The organism is Methanothermobacter sp. THM-1 (genome assembly GCF_009914355.1).
Taxonomy (GTDB): Archaea; Methanobacteriota; Methanobacteria; order Methanobacteriales; family Methanothermobacteraceae; genus Methanothermobacter; species Methanothermobacter wolfei.
Genome location: NZ_CP044013.1, coordinates 1,203,505 through 1,221,578 on the forward strand (window position 1 = coordinate 1,203,505; position 18,074 = coordinate 1,221,578).

Genomic DNA, 18,074 nt, shown 5'->3' on the forward strand with positions numbered 1-18,074 from the left:
ATGTGTGATAAGCAAGCGTGATAAAAAATGGTGAATAAAAAACCAGACAGGGCCCCTAGTCAGGAATTCTCTTACTCAAAAGTTCATTGATCTCAGGGTACTGCTTGAATATCCTTATGAGCTTCTCGGTCTTCTGAATCTCCTCCTTCATCTGGTTATAAATCTTCTCAACCTCCCTCAGGCGCCTGTAATCCCTATCCTCAATGGTCCTCACCTCAACACCATCAATTGAAAGATATGGGAGGGCCTTCATATACCTCCTCTTGAGGTCCTCAGGATCCATGTACCAGTAGGCCCTATCCACATCAGAAATCTTATGACCTGCAAGGAAATCCGCAAGGACCTTGTCACCCAGCTTGTTAATGATGGTGGATATGAAGTACTTCCTGAGTGCATGGGCCCTCCAGAAACTGTAGGCACCATCCTTCTTCTTGAAACCCGCCTCAAGGCCTATACGCCTGAAATTCGTTACGATGATATCCCTATCAATATCCTCACCATTTCTCTTAACAAAGAGGGCCCCATCATAATTCCTGATACGTATCTTCTCATTCCTCCCGTACATTCTCTCCTTGAGGTAATTCAGGATCTCCTTTGTGGCCTCAGGTGGGATGAAGGTCATGTAGCGGTAGTTCACCTTCTTCCTGACAATATCCAGGGTTATGATCTCATCCATGACTTCATCCCTGGCATTGAAGAGGTCCTCAACCGTTTCAAGTTCACGACCAATGACATCACCTGCAGCCTCCAGGAACTTCCTGATGGTGAGCCTCCTGGCCTCTGCCTGCGCCATACCTGAGAGTGCCATGAGGTAGATGAGGGCCTTCTCCCTAGGTGGTGCCATACTCACAAGTGTCCTGAGTTCCTCCCTTGTGATGAGTTTACCGTAGTTCTGCTCCAGGCAGATGTCCCCTGAGGGCTGTCTGAGTTTTGGCATTGTGATGTCCATGGCCTCATAGAATGACCTTACGGCATAATAGTAAAGGCTGATGGTGGAGGGGGCCTTGCCCTCATCCTCAAGGGTCCTTCTGAACTTCAGGAGATGCAGGTTTATCTTTCGGTTTCTCATCCTGATGCCAGCTTCCTCCTCTTCCTCAGCCTCAGTTATGAGTTCTGCAGGGGTCATACCTGTGACCATGCAGTACTTCTTGAGGCACTGGAGGTATGTTTTGAAGGTGGACTTCTCCAAACCCTTCCTAAGTACCCACGTCTCAAATATCACATGGTCCGAATCTCCAAACTTCATACACTCTCCTCCAAAAATATTATTTAATACTGTCCCTTAAATATCTTATTACAAATAGTGTTTATTCGGACCATACGTTCGTAATAGTGACCTATTACGAAGGTAGCTGTAGGTCCACACGGACATAAGACCCTGAAAATTAAAACTGACATCTGCATCATTCAGTTCATAAAAAAAGAAATAGGTGATGGATTATTTGCCCGGTTGCCATGTTGCCTCGTTGGATCTGCTGGCCCTTCTCCTAAAGAGGTACATGCCCAGACCCCCGACAGCCAGAATAATTGCCGCATACACAGGTATAAACCAGCTTGATGATGCACTGCCGGGATGCTCCGCTGGATTTACTGGTGATGATGTTCCCTGACCGGTAACCTCTTCGACCACAGCACTGGAGTCATCAGATCTTATTCTTTTCATGATCCACGAAATCACTGAAGCTTTTCCTGCTGTCACTGATCCATAGGAAACTTCTGGTGTGTTCTGAGCCTGGTTTTCTGGAACACTTATACTGCCTACCTGATGGGCATTTCCTGCAAGATCAACAGCATAGTAATAGACTGTCTTTACATGCTTACCCAGTTTGACAGGTGCACTGTAAACATTCCATGTTCTGCCATCAAAGGAATAGAAGATCGTCCCTTCCTCATTGATATCCATGTACAGTGTGGAGTCATCTACTCGCACATTTAAAGATGGTGCTGTAACATCTTCAAAGTCCTTAATATAGCTCACTGGATCACTGGCAGCAATTAATGACTTGAACTCTCCTGATGTCAGAGTTACTGATTTTGCAATGGAATAAGCAGACGTCACTGTACCATAGAGTTCTTTACCAGGGAATGCCTGTGTAATGTACCAGAGAGCCCAGTACATTGTTTTGTAGTAACTGTTAGATGCTGGCTGTATGGCGTTGACTGCATCTTTATTGTAGGATACAAGTATGGCCTTTCCCGTGTTCTTAACAGGATCCCACCTTATGGCAATACCAACTGCACTGGCATCTGATGCTGTTCTGGTTCCTGTCGTGAAATAGTTACCTCTCGCTGCTGAGAGTCCCAGGACCTCCATGAGCACCTGTTCCTTACAGTGAGCAGGCACACCGATGTATGCATAGTACTGCCCATCTGATAGAGGAAGCCATGATCGGATTATGTTGGCAAGCACGTATCCCTGTGCCAGACCGGACCCTGGACATCCACCCCCGGTGGCAGCCAGAGCGAACTCGTAGGGCATAGCATAAGCCCATTGGTTCGCCAGACTCACAATATAGTAGTCCTGCTGTGCGTACTGGGGAATGCTGTATCCATAGGTTGACGCGACTGCGAGGGATTTCTGATAGCCTTCGGTTCCCGTAGCACCGGCAAGGTTTACAGCGCTGATATCAAACACATTGAACTGTGTCCCTCCATATGTGACCGGTCTTATGGCTCCATTACCATCAACAAAAACCGCGTGGAGTGGACCTGTCGTTTCGTCTGGTTTTTTAACGAACACGTACCAGAGAGGTGTCTGCGTACCTCTTTTGAGGGAGTATATGTTTTTAAATTTTATGCCTGTTGCTGATATTATACCATCAATGGCGCCAGCAGAGATTCCCTGTGTCTCTGAGTAACCTGCAGATGTTATTAGAAGATCATCACTGTCAAGCGGTTCAAAACCAGCAGCTTGAAGGGCTCTATTGGCTACCATGACAGCATTAATACCACTGGCATACATTGCACTGTACTCCTCACGTGGGATGACACTGACTGTGCTTATCCACTCAATTGGAGTTACCGGGATGGATGAAATGTATTCGCTGTCAATTCCAGTATCCCATAGTGTTTTAAAGGTCTGATAGTCGATGTTTGTTGCTTTAAGTAACTTGTAGAGTGCTGATGGATTAGTTGCGAGCATTCCTATACACTGAGCATTCTTTATAAGTCCCTGAAGTGTCTCCCCACCATTATATGTCATATCTGAGAGGGTCCAGTAAAACATCACACCTGTCCTTGAGAGAGAATCCCATCTTATGTAAATGTTCTCATGGGAATCATCCGTGTATGCTGATTTGAAGTTATAAAATGTGTCTGAACCTACTGTAACCCACTTCAAAGGCGTTGAATCCATGAAAAACATTGGCAAGTCATCATCACCACCCCCAGTGGAGACTATCACATGATATGATGTTGCATTTGAAGTTAGTGGATAGTTGGCCATGAACTGTTTTGAAGCGGAGTATGCCCCTATAAGACCAGGGCTAACGTTTCCAGTCCACGCAGCCACCTTTAAAAGATCACTGGGTGCGCCAGCATTCCATGCACTCAGCAGGCTCAGCACATCATAACCCAGATTCGCCTTTGCCTGCTGGAACTGGTTTTCAGTCATGTCAAGACCTATGTATACTACGGGTGTTTTTAGCACTTCCCCTGACTGAAGAACTGTGTATTTCCTTGCATAATATCCCTTGCTGTTTTTCACGGCAAATGTGAAGGTTGGGTCATGGTCCGGCTGGTTCATCTGAAAAATCTTTGAATATTTTATAGGAACTGTTTCCATCACGGTCTGTATCGCGTCTTCTGTTGTGGTGTTGGAATACCTTGCTGAACCGGCATTTGTTATAAGGATCATATCATCTGCGTTTGATATGTTCAGGGAAGTCTCCGCGTCATTTGAGATGTGGTGTGTAATATCTTCCAGTGGTGTCGCTGAGCTGATACCGGTAAAAAGAAACACTGTTAGCACTGGGATCACTAGAGTCAGAAGTTTGTTTTTCATTTCAATTTTCACCTCCATTTAAATCATAAATATCGAGTTACATTTTTATGTAATTCGTGTATAAATAGGTATGTGAATCCACAGAACTGCAGTACTCTGCCGAGGAGAAAGATCAGTTTTAAAAGAATAACTGGGTGTGAAATGCAGATATGATGATTCATGGATTTAAAAGACTTGAAAGTAAGAGAAACCATGTATACTTAATCCAATCAGGTACAGAAAGTTTCATCGTCAAAGTACACAAAACCAGCGAAAAATCTTACCTCGAATCAGAAAATGTGAAACTACTGAGGGATAAAGGAGTCAGAGTGCCTAGAATACTTGGTGTATCCAAGAATATCTTGATTGAGGAGTTCATCGAAGGAAAAACCATTGGAGACCTGATATCTAGGGCAGACACAACATGGACAGAAAGCCTTGGAAAGTGGTTCTCAGAAATCCACAGTATAAAAAAACAGTCAAAGACCCTTTTAAAAGGTGACTGCAATCTTAAAAACTTCATATTCACAGAAAAAGAAATTTTTGGGGTTGATTTTGAATATATACACTATGGGAATCCCTATGATGATCTTGGAAAACTATGCTTCTTCATAATGGATAGTAACTCACAGATGTCCATGAATGACAAAAAACACCTTATAAAAAGGTTTCTGAGTGCCTATGAAGATCACTCAAAAACTGTTGTAAATCCAAAAATTGTGGCTGAATACATGGAAATCGAGAAGAAAGGGGCCCTGATAAGGAGGGAACGTCATACTCCTAAATGGTTATAATTTGAATAATCGAGCTAGGAGGGATAATTCTGAGTAAAAAAACTTTCCTAACCGAAAGACAGAAAACCGTTCTTGAAATGAGGGAGAGGGGATGGTCCCAGAAGAAGATTGCAAGGGAATTGAAGACCACAAGACAGAACGTGTCAGCAATAGAAAGAAAGGCCATGGAGAACATAGAGAAATCCCGGAACACTCTAGATTTTGTTAAATTCCTAAAATCACCTGTAAGAATACTTTGCAGACGCGGGGATACCCTTGATGAAATTATAAAGAGATTATTGGAAGAATCAAATAAAGAGGGCATACATGTAATACATGACTCAATTACACTCGCATTTCTGATAAGGGAAAAGGCCAGCCACAGGATCGTTCACAGGGTTGTTAAAAGCGATTTTGAAATAGGAGTGACAAGGGACGGAGAAATTATCGTCGATCTAAATTCCTAGAATTTATAAAAAAATTTTTATAGTACCTCCCATATACAACGAGATGCAGATATATGCATATCGTGTGGTGATCAAAGGTGGGGCAGGTCAGAGAATACCTTGATTTAATAAAAAATTTCAGTGGGTTCGCAAGCCCGGGCAGTGTCATAGGAGCTCATATGTTACTAATAGCCAGGAAGGTCCTTGATTTTGAAGTCGATGAAGAAATTTATGTTACATGTGAAACGACAAACTGTTTACCCGACGCATTCCAGGCCATATGCAAATCAACAATAGGAAATGGGAGACTGAATATCCTGGACACTGGAAAAATGGCTGTCATCATCAACAGAAAGGGTATGCCTGGAGAAACAGTCCAGGCTCTTAGAATAATACTGGATCCTGAAAAGACCGTCAATTACCCGATCATACATGAATGGTACATGAACACCCGCAAGGTATCCGCAGAAGAAGTGAATCCAGAACTCATAAGAGCCGGTGAAAATCTATATTCCTGGTATTTTGTTGATGTGATCGTTCCAGAAAAAGAAAAGAAGATAATTGAAATCTGTAATCTTTGCAACGAACCTTTCATAAAAAGAAATGAGCTGGATCTCTGTCCAGCTTGTCTGAAAAGATAAACATGAGGTGAAAAAAGATGGGATTTGTGTTGGTACCAAAATCAGATTTCCAGATACCTCTGGAAGCAGATACCATAAGACCCGATCTGTTTGAAGGGCTGGATCTTGATGAAATTCGTTCCCTTCAAGTATACGAAGGGAACATCAAAAGACCCCTAGGCGAATTTTTTGAGATAGCAGAGACATCCCATGAAGATCAGTTAATACGGATCGATGGGGATGTCAGCAGGGTGAAGTATATCGGTTCAGGGATGAAATCCGGAAAAATCATCATAAACGGCGATGTCGGACTCCAGCTTGGCTGTGAAATGAAAGGCGGTGAAATAGAGGTAAATGGAAATGTTTCTTCATGGATCGGCATGGAAATGCATGGTGGCACCATAAAAATTAATGGAAACGCGGGGGATTATGTTGGCTGCGCATATAGGGGAGAGTGGCGTGGCATGAAAGGAGGTAAAATCATTATACAGGGTAATGCAGGGAACAATATTGGGGGTGGTATGATGGCCGGAGAAATTTATATAGGTGGAGATGCAGGTAATTTCTGCGGCATCCGAATGAATGGGGGTGAAATAACAGTACGCGGGGATGCTGGAAGGGCCCCCGGAGCAGAGATGGTATCAGGTATCATCAAAATTCATGGACGGATCTCCTCTCTCCTCCCGGGATTCAAGGAGATCTCAACATTCAAAGAAGATGGATCCCTTATGATCCTATTCAAAGGAGATCTATCCGAAAAAAATCCGGAGGGTAATCTATACATCAATTATAATAAGAACCTTCACATTCTAGAGAATGAGACCGATGAAGGGAGAGTCATCACAAAAAAGGGAATTAAAGTAATCTACAACAGTGGAAGTACGATCCGTGAAGGGCAGATAATAAAGGGAGGCAATAAACTCACAGATGATTATATAGATGAATGTGCACGCTGCTGTATTAGTCCTGAAGACTATAAGCTCCTAGGTGAACCCGAAAATGTTGTCGTATCATCACATGGAAATGAAGTTGTTCTGAGAGCTGTTGAGGACCCTGGAATCCAGATGGGAACAATATTCATACCCAGAGGTATATGGGCCAATGTGCTAACGCCACCGTATACCGAGTCAACCGGTTCCCCAATGTATAAAGGAGTGCCGGTTTATCTTAGAAAGGCTTCACAAGGTGAAAGGATCCTGAGTGCCGAGGAACTTGTAGAGGAATACGGGGTGGGAAAATGAGCGTCTATAAAAATGTGACATGTCCCGTCTGCGGAGGGTCTTGTGATGACATAGAGGTTCTCTATGATGGGAAAACAATAAAAACAAGGAATGCTTGCAGGATGGGGAATGCAAAGTTTCAGGAGATGGTCAGCTCCCACAGAATACTTAGACCCCAGATTAAAACTGAAAGTGGTTTCAGATCCGCAGAATGGGATGAAGCCCTTGACGCTGCAGCAGAGATACTTACAGAGTCAAAAAGACCAACCCTATTCATGGGTAGTGAGATGTCAACTGAAGCCATGGCTGCAGGTCTTGAACTTGGTGAGTATCTAAATGCCATGGTGGATTCAAATGCAACCATATGTCATGGCCCCACATTAATGGGAATCCAGGAAGCTGGACAGAGCGCTGCTACGGCAGGTGAGATAAAGAATAGAGCTGACGTCATCATTTATTGGGGTACAAATGTTATGGACTCCATGCCTCGCCACATGTCACGTTACAGCATATTCATGCGCGGATTTTTCAGAGAACGTGGTAAAAAAGATAGAACTGTCATCTCCGTGGATCCCCGTGAAACAGCAACAACTAAAGCCTCCGATATCCATCTGCAGCTGAAACCAAACTCAGATTATGAACTTTTTTCAGCACTGCTTACAGTTATAAGGGGCAATGAACCGCACAGGAGTATTGAGAGTATAACAGGGATATCAGTTGAAACCATAAAGGAAGTCGCAGACATAATGCTGAATGCGCAGTTTGGAGCCATCTATGGAGGTCTTGGACTTGCATCATCAGAAGGTAAGCATAGAAACGTTGAGATGGTTCTCAAACTGGTAGCTGCACTTAATGAACACACCAAATTTACAATAGGAGCCATAAGAGGTCATTGTAATGTTGCAGGATTTAATCAGGTGGCTTCATGGGAGTATGGTTTCCCCTTTGGTGTTGATTTTACAAGGGGTTATCCACGCTACAACCCCGGAGAAACAACTATAGTCGATCTTCTCCAGAGAAAAGAATCCGATGCGGTCCTCGTTATATGTTCAGATCTTGGAGCTCACCTCCCCAAAGAATGCGTTGAGTATATGAAAGAGATTCCTGTAATATGCATAGATATTGCCCCATGTCCAACAACACTTGTATCTGATGTTGTGATCCCTGGAGTTATTGATGCTATGGAGTCCAGCGGCACCTTCTACCGCTTTGACAATGTTCCCATCCACCATAAGGCATTCACAACATCACCATTCCCTGAAACAGAGAGCAACGAACATACTCTTAGACAGATCCTTGAGAGGGTTAAATCAATTAAAGGCGAATAAATATCTGCTAACCATTTTTATTTTTTTCTCCTATGATACAGACATTCGTGGCTTTAATCAGAACTTGAAACTCTTCGCCCGTTCTTATACCAAGCTCAGTGACTGCGCCTGGAGTTACAGCCGAGGTCAGAACTATATCCCCTATCCTCAAGTTTACATAAACAATCCTTGAAGTTTCTATAATGTCTTCAACTGTACCCTTGAAGATATTCTGTGCAGATGCCATAAACGGATCAGCTGCTATCATTATATTTTCTGGTCTGATGGAAAGTATCACAGACCCCTCCCCGCAGTCAACTGTCCTGAAGATATTTGAATTAACATTTACAGAGGTGAGCCCATTCACCTGGCCTTCAACAGTCCCTTCAAGTATATTAGCACCCAGAAAATCTGCAACAAAGTAGGGCGATGGTTTATTGATGACTTCCTCCTTTTTACCCATCTGAATGATTTTTCCATGGTTCATCACCGCCACCTTATTTGAAAGCCACCATATATCATCAAGGTCATGTGTAACATGGATCACAGTGGTTTCAAAATTATCCCTGATATCTGCGATAAGTTTTCTTAGGGATATCTTTGTTCTCTGGTCAAGGGCACTGAATGGTTCATCCATCAATAGCAATCGGGGATTCACTATGATTGCCCTTGCTATCGATGCCCTCTGGAGCTCACCTCCACTGAGGGTTCCAGGGTATCTATTCAGTACGTGATCTATACCCATCATAGCTGCGATTTCATGGACTTGTCTGTGAATATTTTCCTTCATCTCTGTCTGCTTACGAAGGCCGTAGGCTATATTCTCCTCCACGGTCATGTGAGGGAAGAGACAGTGATCCTGATATACTATGCTAACATCACGTTCCTCAGGTGGGAGGGTGGTTAGATCCGCCCCATCAAGAGATATCGTCCCCGAAATCGGTTCAAAGAACCCCATGATGGTCTCAAGAAAGATAGACTTACCACTACCAGTCGGGCCGATTATAACAAGATAATCTCCCCTCGAAAGGTGGAGTTCATCTACCCTGACTACGAATTCGCCAAGGTCGATTTCTAAATTATCTATATCCAGAAAACTCATTCCCATAAGCCCCCATTTTTTCAAGGAAAAATATTGTTATGAATGAAATTATCATAAGGAAGATACCGGATGCCACAGCCATCTCCACGTTTCCATAGGATAAATTAAGATACAGAGATATAGGCAGCGTATCTGTTTTCTGATAGGTACCTCCAGCAACTATCAGTACCGCTCCAAAGCAGCCTATGCATCTTGAAAAGGTAATTATTGTTGCAGCTAATATTCCATCCCTTGATAAAGGGATCATGATATTCCTGAATGTCTCAAATTCTGTATATCCAAGGGAACGGGAAACAAATTTGAGTCTCCTATCTATGTTACAGAATGTGGAGTAACATATTCTGACCGTATACGGTAAAGAGACAAAGAACTGTGCACAGATGACTCCAAGATCCGTGAAGACTATCTGAATACCGAGTCCATCCATCATATAATTTAGAGGGGTGTTTCCAAGAAATATGAGAAGCATTATACCTATAAGAATTTCAGGGAATGCTATAGGAATATCCAGCACTGTTTTAACAATGGATTTCCCTCTGAAGGAGTCCTCTGATAGTGAATAAGCAATGAGCAGCGCAGATAACATCACAATCACTGTTGTTATAGTGGATGTTAAAAGAGATAATTTCACTGAGTGGATCATATCAGCACTTGTGAATGAATTCAGGATGGATTGCGGAGAGGATACTGTCCAGAGTGAAATACATATTATAAAAAATGCGGCCACAAAGATGACCGCAAAGAATCTGCAAGTACCTCTGAAAATACTCACTCGCTCAATGGACAAAACCGTTCAACTCCCATCAGTGCTGCTAACCCTGCTATCGTTGTTCCATAAAATATTACTCTTTTATCTGATGCCATGGCCATGATATCCTCAAATGTACCGTTAGCTACAGTAGAACCGGTTACCACTAAAACATCAGAATTATGAATTATCTTCTTATTGCTTTTTTTTGCATCAAATACATCTACACCATATTTTTTACCCTTATTTCCAGGATTCAGATCTGTAACCTGCAATCTGTCTCCAAATGTCTCGTGAAGTTTCCTTACAAACGCCGGTTGAAACCCAAGCAAAGCAACTCTGTCATATCCCAGCAATTCAAGGTAATCTGAAAGTAATTCAGCACACCTTTCAGGAGCGTTTCCAGTGCAGTGAACTGTCCTATCAATGAAACCCTTCTTCCTCATGAGTGCATTGAAAGTAGCTATCAAACACGATTGTTTCCCTTTTACTAAAAGTTCCCCGAGGGTTCCTCTGAAATGAGTGGGAGTAGCTGTGAAGCACTCCCCTACAGTACCATCTTCAAGAGTCGCTCTGAGCATGACCTCTCTCCCCTCAACAAGAGGATAATCCTTGATGGTTGATGTATCAAGGAGAGGGTTCTTCACAGAGATCTCGACATATGTGGACTCCATGGCTGACGAATGTATCAGATAGTTCATTTTATCCCTGATAAACTCATGTATCATGGTATCAGATCCTGGTTTAAATCAGAAAATGACTTTGAACCCCCATTTTTCCCATATAACCCTGGCCTCATCTGATTTAATGTATTCAACGAATTCTTTTGATGTTTCAACGTTTCCTGAAATTGAAGTGACCGCTGCGGGTATTGTCTGGTTCTTTGCTCCCTCGATTTCAATCATTTCCAGCTTTGATTTACTGTTGTTCCATGTCAACATGTCCTCCCATATTATAACTGCATCTACCTGTCCTGAGAGGATGTATGTTAAGAGCTGATTAACTGTTGGAGTCTTTGCAACTAAATTTTCATTTATATTTACGCCCTCTTTATCAAGCATTTTCTGGGCGACTTTGCCTATCGCGCATGCCTTGGGATCTCCTATCGCAACTCTCACGTTTTCTTTACCCAGATCTTTAAGGGAGGTTATGTTCTTCGGATTTCCCCTTTTAACGGCTATGACGGGTTTATGTGAGGTTACATTCACAATGGTATCATTGATTATGTAACCCTTTTCTTTTGCCTTGTCCATTGTCGTATATTCGCCTGTTATGAGTACATCGCCCTTTTTTGATGTCATCAGTGTTGCAAGAAGTTCTCCTGAACCCCCATACTGAACATTAACCTTTTTTCCTGTCTTTTTCTCAAAATTAGTTATTATCTCATTCATTGGTTTCATGAGCCCTGCCCCTGCAAGGACTGTGATCTCTGATCCCTTCATAGTCTTTGAATTTCCTGTGATAAGATACGCTCCTGTAACCGCTGAAAGGATCAGCAACCCTATTACAAACGCCATTATCTTCTTATCCATGATCAGGCCTCCATTACCCTGTAGATTATTCCTCCATCTTTTTCATGTAACATGCCCTCATTGAACCTTATTTTCTTTAGAATATTAACAGGATCAGTTATTTCAACCCCTGCAATCATATCAACCCCGTATTCAAAAAAAACATCTGTCATTGGCGTTGTGGGTCCTATGATAGCCACAAAAGCATCAAGTTCTGCCAGTGCAAGGTAACGTTCTGTGCTGTGATTGACCAGTGTGCTGCCAGTCACTGCAAGTACATCAACCCGGGGGATAATCTGTTCAGCCGCTGTTTCAGGAAAAACACCCCTTTTAGGATTGACCTTAAATGGATTGATCTCCAGAATATAGAACTCGTCCGAAACCGTCCTTATCCTGTCAGTGTAGCGGCGTGGGAATTCACCCACCATAGCGATTTTTCGATTTCGGCATTCCTCCATCAGTATATCAAATGCATTGCATCGTTTACCACCTCCCTCGATCACTGAGTTAACAGTAGCAATTCCCAGGCTGGAATAAAATGGGTCCCATGACCTTGAAAGTTCAAGTAATTCATGAGTCATCTCTGGAATTTCAAAATCTCTGATGAATCCATTATTACTGGCTATACCGCAGGAGCTGCTCCAAACAGCCGTCCATGATCTGCCTATGGCCACATCCCTTACTCTGATTTCAGGCATGTTCTCAATCTCATCCAGTATATCATCAAGTATCATAATAGCACCAGTATAATGGCAATTTCGGGCATTTATTTCTGGAGTGCCGTCTTTATGATGTGTTCCCATGCCACTGACTTTAGATTCCTGATCCTTAGTTCAGACCTTTCAATAGAGAGGAGTCCATCGGGACAGACACTGGAGCATGCTCCGCAGAATACGCAGAATTTCTCATCGATCCGGGCAGTACCATTTATTATACTGATTGCATTACAGGGACAAACATCCACACACGCGTGGCATGACTCACCCCTGCATCGCTCATCTGCCTGGCCTATGGTTCCTCTGATGGGTTTTTTAACGGTGATCGCATTTGCCGGGCATATTTCCATACACCAACCACAGTGAGCACATTTTTCATCAATTGTTATGACAGCACCCTCAACAGTGGCCTTCAGTTCCTCCTTATACATGCATGTCAGACAGCTCATACGGATGGCGCCAACAGGACATATCCTTTTGCATATGCCGCAGTAGAGACATTTATCCTCATCCACCCGGATTCCATCGGCTATCGCCATATTTGATGAATCCGGGTCTCTCCAGCTTATTTCAATGGCTGATACAGGACACATAGCTGCACATTCACCACAATAGATGCATTTTTCCATTGATACATTTATCTCCCCTTTTACAAGGGATTTACGTTCAGGAAGATCCCTGATGGTTAAGAGTGCATTCCTTGGACATGCATCGGCGCAATTACCGCATAAAAAGCATTTTTCGTCATCAATTTCAAGTTTAAAGTCCCAGAACGGATATTCATCGGCGCCCCTTATGCTTTTACCATCCTTCTGGAGATCTATGGCTCCGAAGATGCATACTGAAGCACATAACCCACATAGAACACACTTCTCCTTGTTGAAGGACACTCTGTTCATTTTGATTAAACCCCTCGCTATTGGGAGAAGAGGAGCTATATCTATAGCGTCCACAGGGCATGTCTCTGAACATAACCCACAACCCGTGCATAGATCCGGATTGTAATTCAGTGTCCTCCTTTCAGAACCCATCCTTTCATTAACCAACATCAGTATCTACCTCAGAAATAGCGCCGTTTGGGCAGTTAGAGATGCAAAGCCTACAATTATCACATTTATCATTTATCACAAGGGGAAATCCGTTGTCCTCAATTATTGCATCCTTTTCACAGATGAGAATGCAGAGGCCTTTTCCCGCGCAGTTTTCAACACCGCTACATTTCTCCCTATTGATGACTATCATAGACCAACCTCGAAATGTAATTTTTTGCATATCGTATATTCCAAAAGTCCATATATAAATCTTTCTTAATGGACCTCATGAAAACAGTACTGTTTTACATGGCAGCTGAAGACCCCCGCAGTTATAATGGATATCCTCACATATTTCCTGAAAAATAAAAAATTAAAATTAATCTGTTCTTCCAGGTCCAAAGAAGTACCCCAGACCTAGAAGGCCCACTATCGCCACTATACCAACTATGGCATAGACAGGTAGCCCGGTCTCCGGGTTAGCTGAACCTGAGGCGCTGCTGACCTCATAGGCCTTACCCTGGTTTTCGCCCGCTGAGGAATGAGTTGCTGCCTCCACTCCAGGTGCTGATGTTGAAACATCTGAACCCTGTGATTCCTCGTGATGTGGCTCCCCCTTGTCTGCTGATGTACCCGGTGCCTGTGGCTGTCCTGGATTTGATGGTGCTGTCGGTGTGGATCCTCCATCGGGGGATAGTGCGAATGCTGAGCTCTTCGTGGCAGCGTAAAGCTTCTCCCTGACCCTTGAGAGAAGGTCCGGGTTCATGTACTGCATGACTCACTCATTAATACACGCATAATAAAGGTTAATCTGGAAAGCCCTTTAAATGTTCAAAAAATCGGAATCGATCAATCAACTGAAGAGGCCATTTAGTGCCATTCAATGCACCGGTTATGTAAAATTATATTTAATAAATTAATCACAGGGTGCTAGATCTCCAGGGTTACCCTGAGGGGTATATGATCAGATAACCTTGGCCTGGTCTCTATAATTTCACCTGCCGGAGGGTGCCAGACGTCAAGGATCTTCACTCCTTCCGGGACAAAGAGGTAATCAATCTGGTATTTCCCCCCGTTAGGTGTCATGAATGTGAATGGATCTTCCTCCTCCCTGAGAACATCCCTGAATCCAAGTTCAGAGAGTCTTCCGGTCATCTCCTCTGCAAGGAGTGCTAACCTCCTCAGGGATGGGCTGAAGTTTTTATTGATGTTGAAATCACCGCCAATTATGATCAGGTCCTCTCCCTCCTCAATGTAGTTATACAGGAGGTCAAGGAACTCAGAAAAGTCACTATCTGCTGGCCCAATGTAATTGTATATGCTAAAGAGGGAAAGACTATTTCCTCCGATTTCTATTCTGCAGGAAACATAAAAATCTTCTATACAGTGGTTGTCTGAGATTTCAAGGTAGTTCCTTTTCATGGAATCCAGCATGAGATCCTTATGAAGAAGTAATGTGTTCATCTCCCCGCGGAAGGTATGGTAATTCCACCTTACCTCATTGGGTATCATGTAGACCTCCTGGAAAAATCCTGCATCAAATTCCAGTTCCCCCATATAACTCCAGAGTTTCCTCCGCCTGTAGGATGCCCGGTTCAGGTTCCATGTCAGAACCTTAAGTTCCATTCAATCACCCCCAGGTTCAGGTTCCATGTCAGAACCTTAAGTTATCCTATAGAAAATTGTGATGCCCATTAACTTAAACACAACCGGAAACATTTATATGGGAAGAATGTAATATATTACCTAAACATGTAATATATTACCATAGGAGTTTTTGAGAAGATGAAAATAAATAAGATCCATACACTAACAGCCCTCATAACACTTATGGGGCTCTTTGCAACACTATCTGGCCTCCTGGACCAGAATACATACATCAACGACTCATTATCAGCAACTGCACAGATGATGGGCCAGGACCTCGTGACACTCACCACAGGGATCCCCCTCCTAATCATTTCAGCATACCTTAGCCGTTCCTCGGCCAAAGCCAGGCTGCTGTGGATGGGTGGAATGTTCTACTTCACCTACACCTATGCCTCCATGGCCTTCCTCGCATCCTACAACAGTCTCTTCCTCCTGTATGTGGGCATACTTGCCTTATCACTCTACGGCCTCATGGGAGAGCTGTTCACAACCACCTACAGGGTTAAGGTTGATGAAAAAAAATCAGGCTTCACAGCCATCTACCTCACCCTCACCGGATTAATGCTGGCAGCCATGTGGATCAAGATGATCACAGATTCCCTGATAACCGGCATGGCCCCGGGGGCCCTTGAGGGCTACACAACCCTCGTCATACAGGCACTCGACCTCGGCGTCGTGGTTCCAGCGGCCCTCCTCACATCATACTTCCTCCTGAAGAGAGAAGTGTGGGGCTACATACTTGCACCGGTATTCCTTGTCAAGGTATCATTACTGGGAACAGCCATACTCTCAATGGTGGCCTTCATGGCCATGGAGGGGGTCCCATTCAGCTGGGGGCAGGCTGCCTTCTTTATGGTCCTCACCTTCACAGGCCTGGCCGTCACCGGGATTTTCTACCGGGGAATGGCAATCACATCAGGGAGGTTGACACTGGATGAAGGATATGCAGGCAATACGGGATGAACACCGGGAGACAAGGGAGTCCATGGAGAGGTACATACTGGTAGCCCTCTTCCTCATCGAGCAGCGCTGGAGCTACATAGTGAGCCGCGAGTTCCGCGAAGATGGCATAACAGCAAAGCAGTGGCTCTTCATGGTGATCCTTGGAAACGTCTTTGAAAGGCCCCCCTCAATGCAGGAGATGGCTGATGCCATGAGCACCACCCACCAGAACGTCAAGCAGCTCGCGGTCCGCCTTGAGGATAAGGGGCTCATAAGGATAAAACCTGACCCTCAAAACAGGAGGATGCTCCGACTTGAGCCCGCAGAGGGTTTCCATAGATTCTGGGCCGGCAGGGACAAAAGGGACGCTGAAGCAGTGAAATCCCTCTTCGATTCACTTGACGATGAAGAGGTCAAAAGCCTCTTTAACATATTTGCAAAGCTTGAGGAAGCATCAAAGGAGAGGTACCTGGAATACTGTGGAAGAAGGTGTTCAAAATGAAAGCTGAAGAAAACCACAAGGAAAGAAGATGATAAGATGCTTGGAAAAAGATTCAGAATGGAAGTTGAAGAAGAACTCAGAAAAGGTTACGCGCAGGGGGATAGGGAAGTCCCCGGGATCCTCATGAGGTACCTTGACCTCTGCGGTCTACCCCCTCACCCCAGGAACCTCCTCATGAGGTGGGCTGATTCAAGGATAAGGAGGGGCTCGGGGTGGATGGATGTGGATATGCTGCAGTTCAACACCCCGACACCCTTCAGGAGCGTTTACATAAATGGACGCCTCTTCGGAATCCCGGTAGAGGGCCTCGATATCTACTCCGGGGGTCATGGCGAGATGATCATAAGGGCCCTGAAATTCCTTAAACTGGCCGATGAGGGCGGAGCCCCCATGGACCAGTCAGGCCTTGTAACCATCCTCTCAGAGGCCCCGCTCCTGCCATCACTGCTGTTTGCAGAATACATAGAATGGTCAGAGCTGGATGAGAACAGGGTTGAGGCCAGAATCCGGGACCATGGCACCGCCGCCGGGGGCATCTTCACCTTCGATGACAGGGGGCGGTTCATAAAGTTCTACACCGAGGACAGGTACTGTGCAGAGTTCAACATGGAACAGCACCCCTGGAGTGTTGAGGTGCTGTCCTACCAGGATACCGGTGGTTTCCTGTATCCATCCGAGTGCACCGCAACCTGGCACCTGCCTGATGGTGACCTGAAGTACTTCCATGGTAGAATTGGGGAAGCAGAATTCAACATAAACACACTTTAGTTATGAATGATAAAGGAGAACGTTATGAAAGAACTTTACCCCTTCATCTTCAGGAGGAAGTCCACAAGGAAGTACACTGGCCCCGTCGGTGAAGAGGAGCTGAACATGGTTTCAGCAAGCCTCAAGGAACTGGAGCCGCTCTTATCTTCTGAAGTTGAACTTAAAATTGTTGGAAGAGATGATGTCAGGACAGGGATGCAGCGCCCGGCACCCCACTACATTGCAGCCTTTGCAGATGGTGATGAAGGGAAAATGAATGCCGGTTTCATGCTCCAGCAGATGGACCTGAAGCTCTCATCCATGGGAATCGGGAGCTGCTGGCAGGGGATACCCTCACCAAGGGGTCACCTGAAATCTGAACTTGAATTTGTAATATTCCTTGCCCTTGGAGAGGCCGGTGAACCTGTTCACAGGAGCCGCTCAGAGTTCAGGAGGAAGCCCCTCTCTGAGATAACAGATATAACCGGGATGGATGATGTGCTTGAGGCCGTGAGGCTGGCTCCATCTGCAGTCAACAACCAGCCATGGTACCTTACAGGAGGTGATGGTGAGATCCACGTCTACTGCAGAATACCCGGACCCATAAAGAGGCGCCTTGTTGGCCGCTGGAACCCCATCGATATGGGTATAGCCCTGGCACACCTTCAGATCTCACTCCAGCACCACGGCTACAGAACAGGGTTCAGGGTGCTTGAGGATCCCATGGAACTTAAGAACTTCAGGTACACCGGGACCTTCAGCTACATGGAGTTATAA

20 protein-coding genes are annotated in these 18,074 nt (G+C 44.5%); 9 read left to right on the plus strand and 11 right to left on the minus strand.

The genetic code is table 11. The features are described from left to right. Window positions 1-55: 55 nt before the first annotated feature. Entirely contained in the window at window positions 56-1,246 is a 1,191-nt protein-coding gene (locus tag FZP57_RS06245) for a site-specific integrase (RefSeq protein WP_191216087.1), read from the minus strand. 192 nt (window positions 1,247-1,438) lie between these two features. Continuing rightward, entirely contained in the window at window positions 1,439-4,003 is a 2,565-nt protein-coding gene (locus FZP57_RS06250) for a hypothetical protein (RefSeq protein ID WP_191216088.1), read from the minus strand. A gap of 149 nt (window positions 4,004-4,152) precedes the next feature. Here FZP57_RS06250 and FZP57_RS06255 point away from each other — a divergent pair, with 149 nt between their 5' ends. From FZP57_RS06255 to FZP57_RS06275, 5 genes are all read left to right on the plus strand, one after another. Then, on the plus strand, window positions 4,153-4,776 hold the full coding sequence (locus tag FZP57_RS06255; protein ID WP_013296113.1) for an RIO1 family regulatory kinase/ATPase: 624 nt from the start codon (window positions 4,153-4,155) through the stop codon (window positions 4,774-4,776). Between the two features lie 29 nt (window positions 4,777-4,805). Next, on the plus strand, window positions 4,806-5,222 hold the full coding sequence (gene tfx, locus FZP57_RS06260; RefSeq protein ID WP_074359241.1) for a DNA-binding protein Tfx: 417 nt from the start codon (window positions 4,806-4,808) through the stop codon (window positions 5,220-5,222). 77 nt (window positions 5,223-5,299) lie between these two features. Next, window positions 5,300-5,842: an FmdE family protein gene (locus tag FZP57_RS06265; protein ID WP_010876550.1), complete on the plus strand. Its 543-nt coding sequence runs from the start codon at window positions 5,300-5,302 to the stop codon at window positions 5,840-5,842. A gap of 17 nt (window positions 5,843-5,859) precedes the next feature. Next, window positions 5,860-7,062, plus strand: a complete 1,203-nt coding sequence (locus FZP57_RS06270) for a formylmethanofuran dehydrogenase subunit C (RefSeq protein WP_013296115.1) — start codon at window positions 5,860-5,862, stop codon at window positions 7,060-7,062. Next, window positions 7,059-8,369 (plus strand): formylmethanofuran dehydrogenase subunit B, encoded by a 1,311-nt coding sequence (locus FZP57_RS06275; protein WP_010876552.1) that lies wholly within the window; start codon window positions 7,059-7,061, stop codon window positions 8,367-8,369. Before FZP57_RS06270 ends, FZP57_RS06275 begins: the two co-directional genes overlap by 4 nt. 7 nt (window positions 8,370-8,376) lie before the next feature. Here FZP57_RS06275 and FZP57_RS06280 read toward each other — a convergent pair whose 3' ends face one another. The 9 genes from FZP57_RS06280 to FZP57_RS06320 all read right to left on the minus strand — a co-directional run bounded on the left by FZP57_RS06280 (window position 8,377) and on the right by FZP57_RS06320 (window position 15,082). Continuing rightward, window positions 8,377-9,456 (minus strand): ATP-binding cassette domain-containing protein, encoded by a 1,080-nt coding sequence (locus FZP57_RS06280; protein WP_238337871.1) that lies wholly within the window; start codon window positions 9,454-9,456, stop codon window positions 8,377-8,379. Continuing rightward, window positions 9,428-10,093, minus strand: a complete 666-nt coding sequence (locus FZP57_RS06285; protein ID WP_231855378.1) for an ABC transporter permease — start codon at window positions 10,091-10,093, stop codon at window positions 9,428-9,430. Before FZP57_RS06285 ends, FZP57_RS06280 begins: the two co-directional genes overlap by 29 nt. Window positions 10,094-10,218: 125 nt before the next feature. Further along, a complete protein-coding gene (locus FZP57_RS06290; RefSeq protein WP_013296118.1) occupies window positions 10,219-10,926 on the minus strand; it encodes a Rossmann-like domain-containing protein in 708 nt (235 codons plus the stop codon). A 21-nt stretch (window positions 10,927-10,947) separates the two neighbouring features. Beyond that, on the minus strand, window positions 10,948-11,730 hold the full coding sequence (modA, locus tag FZP57_RS06295) for a molybdate ABC transporter substrate-binding protein (protein ID WP_010876557.1): 783 nt from the start codon (window positions 11,728-11,730) through the stop codon (window positions 10,948-10,950). 2 nt (window positions 11,731-11,732) lie between these two features. Further along, complete coding sequence (locus tag FZP57_RS06300; RefSeq protein WP_010876558.1) at window positions 11,733-12,443, minus strand: Rossmann-like domain-containing protein; 711 nt, start codon at window positions 12,441-12,443, stop codon at window positions 11,733-11,735. Between the two features lie 32 nt (window positions 12,444-12,475). Continuing rightward, window positions 12,476-13,474 (minus strand): tungsten-dependent formylmethanofuran dehydrogenase subunit FwdF, encoded by a 999-nt coding sequence (gene fwdF / locus FZP57_RS06305; protein WP_013296119.1) that lies wholly within the window; start codon window positions 13,472-13,474, stop codon window positions 12,476-12,478. Further along, window positions 13,464-13,667, minus strand: coding sequence for an ATP-binding protein (locus tag FZP57_RS06310; protein ID WP_048175579.1), 204 nt, complete (start codon window positions 13,665-13,667; stop codon window positions 13,464-13,466). The genes fwdF and FZP57_RS06310 overlap by 11 nt, the downstream gene beginning before the upstream one ends. A gap of 168 nt (window positions 13,668-13,835) precedes the next feature. Beyond that, window positions 13,836-14,231 (minus strand): hypothetical protein, encoded by a 396-nt coding sequence (locus tag FZP57_RS06315; RefSeq protein ID WP_048901217.1) that lies wholly within the window; start codon window positions 14,229-14,231, stop codon window positions 13,836-13,838. 155 nt (window positions 14,232-14,386) lie between these two features. Next, window positions 14,387-15,082: an endonuclease/exonuclease/phosphatase family protein gene (locus FZP57_RS06320; protein WP_013296121.1), complete on the minus strand. Its 696-nt coding sequence runs from the start codon at window positions 15,080-15,082 to the stop codon at window positions 14,387-14,389. A gap of 159 nt (window positions 15,083-15,241) precedes the next feature. Between FZP57_RS06320 and FZP57_RS06325 the strand changes: the two genes are divergently transcribed. The 4 genes from FZP57_RS06325 to FZP57_RS06340 are packed head-to-tail and all read left to right on the plus strand — an operon-like array spanning window position 15,242 to window position 18,074. Further along, entirely contained in the window at window positions 15,242-16,069 is an 828-nt protein-coding gene (locus FZP57_RS06325) for a hypothetical protein (RefSeq protein ID WP_013296122.1), read from the plus strand. Next, window positions 16,041-16,550 (plus strand): MarR family transcriptional regulator, encoded by a 510-nt coding sequence (locus FZP57_RS06330; RefSeq protein ID WP_074359243.1) that lies wholly within the window; start codon window positions 16,041-16,043, stop codon window positions 16,548-16,550. The genes FZP57_RS06325 and FZP57_RS06330 overlap by 29 nt, the downstream gene beginning before the upstream one ends. A 36-nt stretch (window positions 16,551-16,586) precedes the next feature. Continuing rightward, on the plus strand, window positions 16,587-17,318 hold the full coding sequence (locus tag FZP57_RS06335) for a DUF6544 family protein (RefSeq protein ID WP_074359244.1): 732 nt from the start codon (window positions 16,587-16,589) through the stop codon (window positions 17,316-17,318). Between the two features lie 24 nt (window positions 17,319-17,342). Further along, a complete protein-coding gene (locus FZP57_RS06340) occupies window positions 17,343-18,074 on the plus strand; it encodes a nitroreductase family protein (RefSeq protein ID WP_191216089.1) in 732 nt (243 codons plus the stop codon).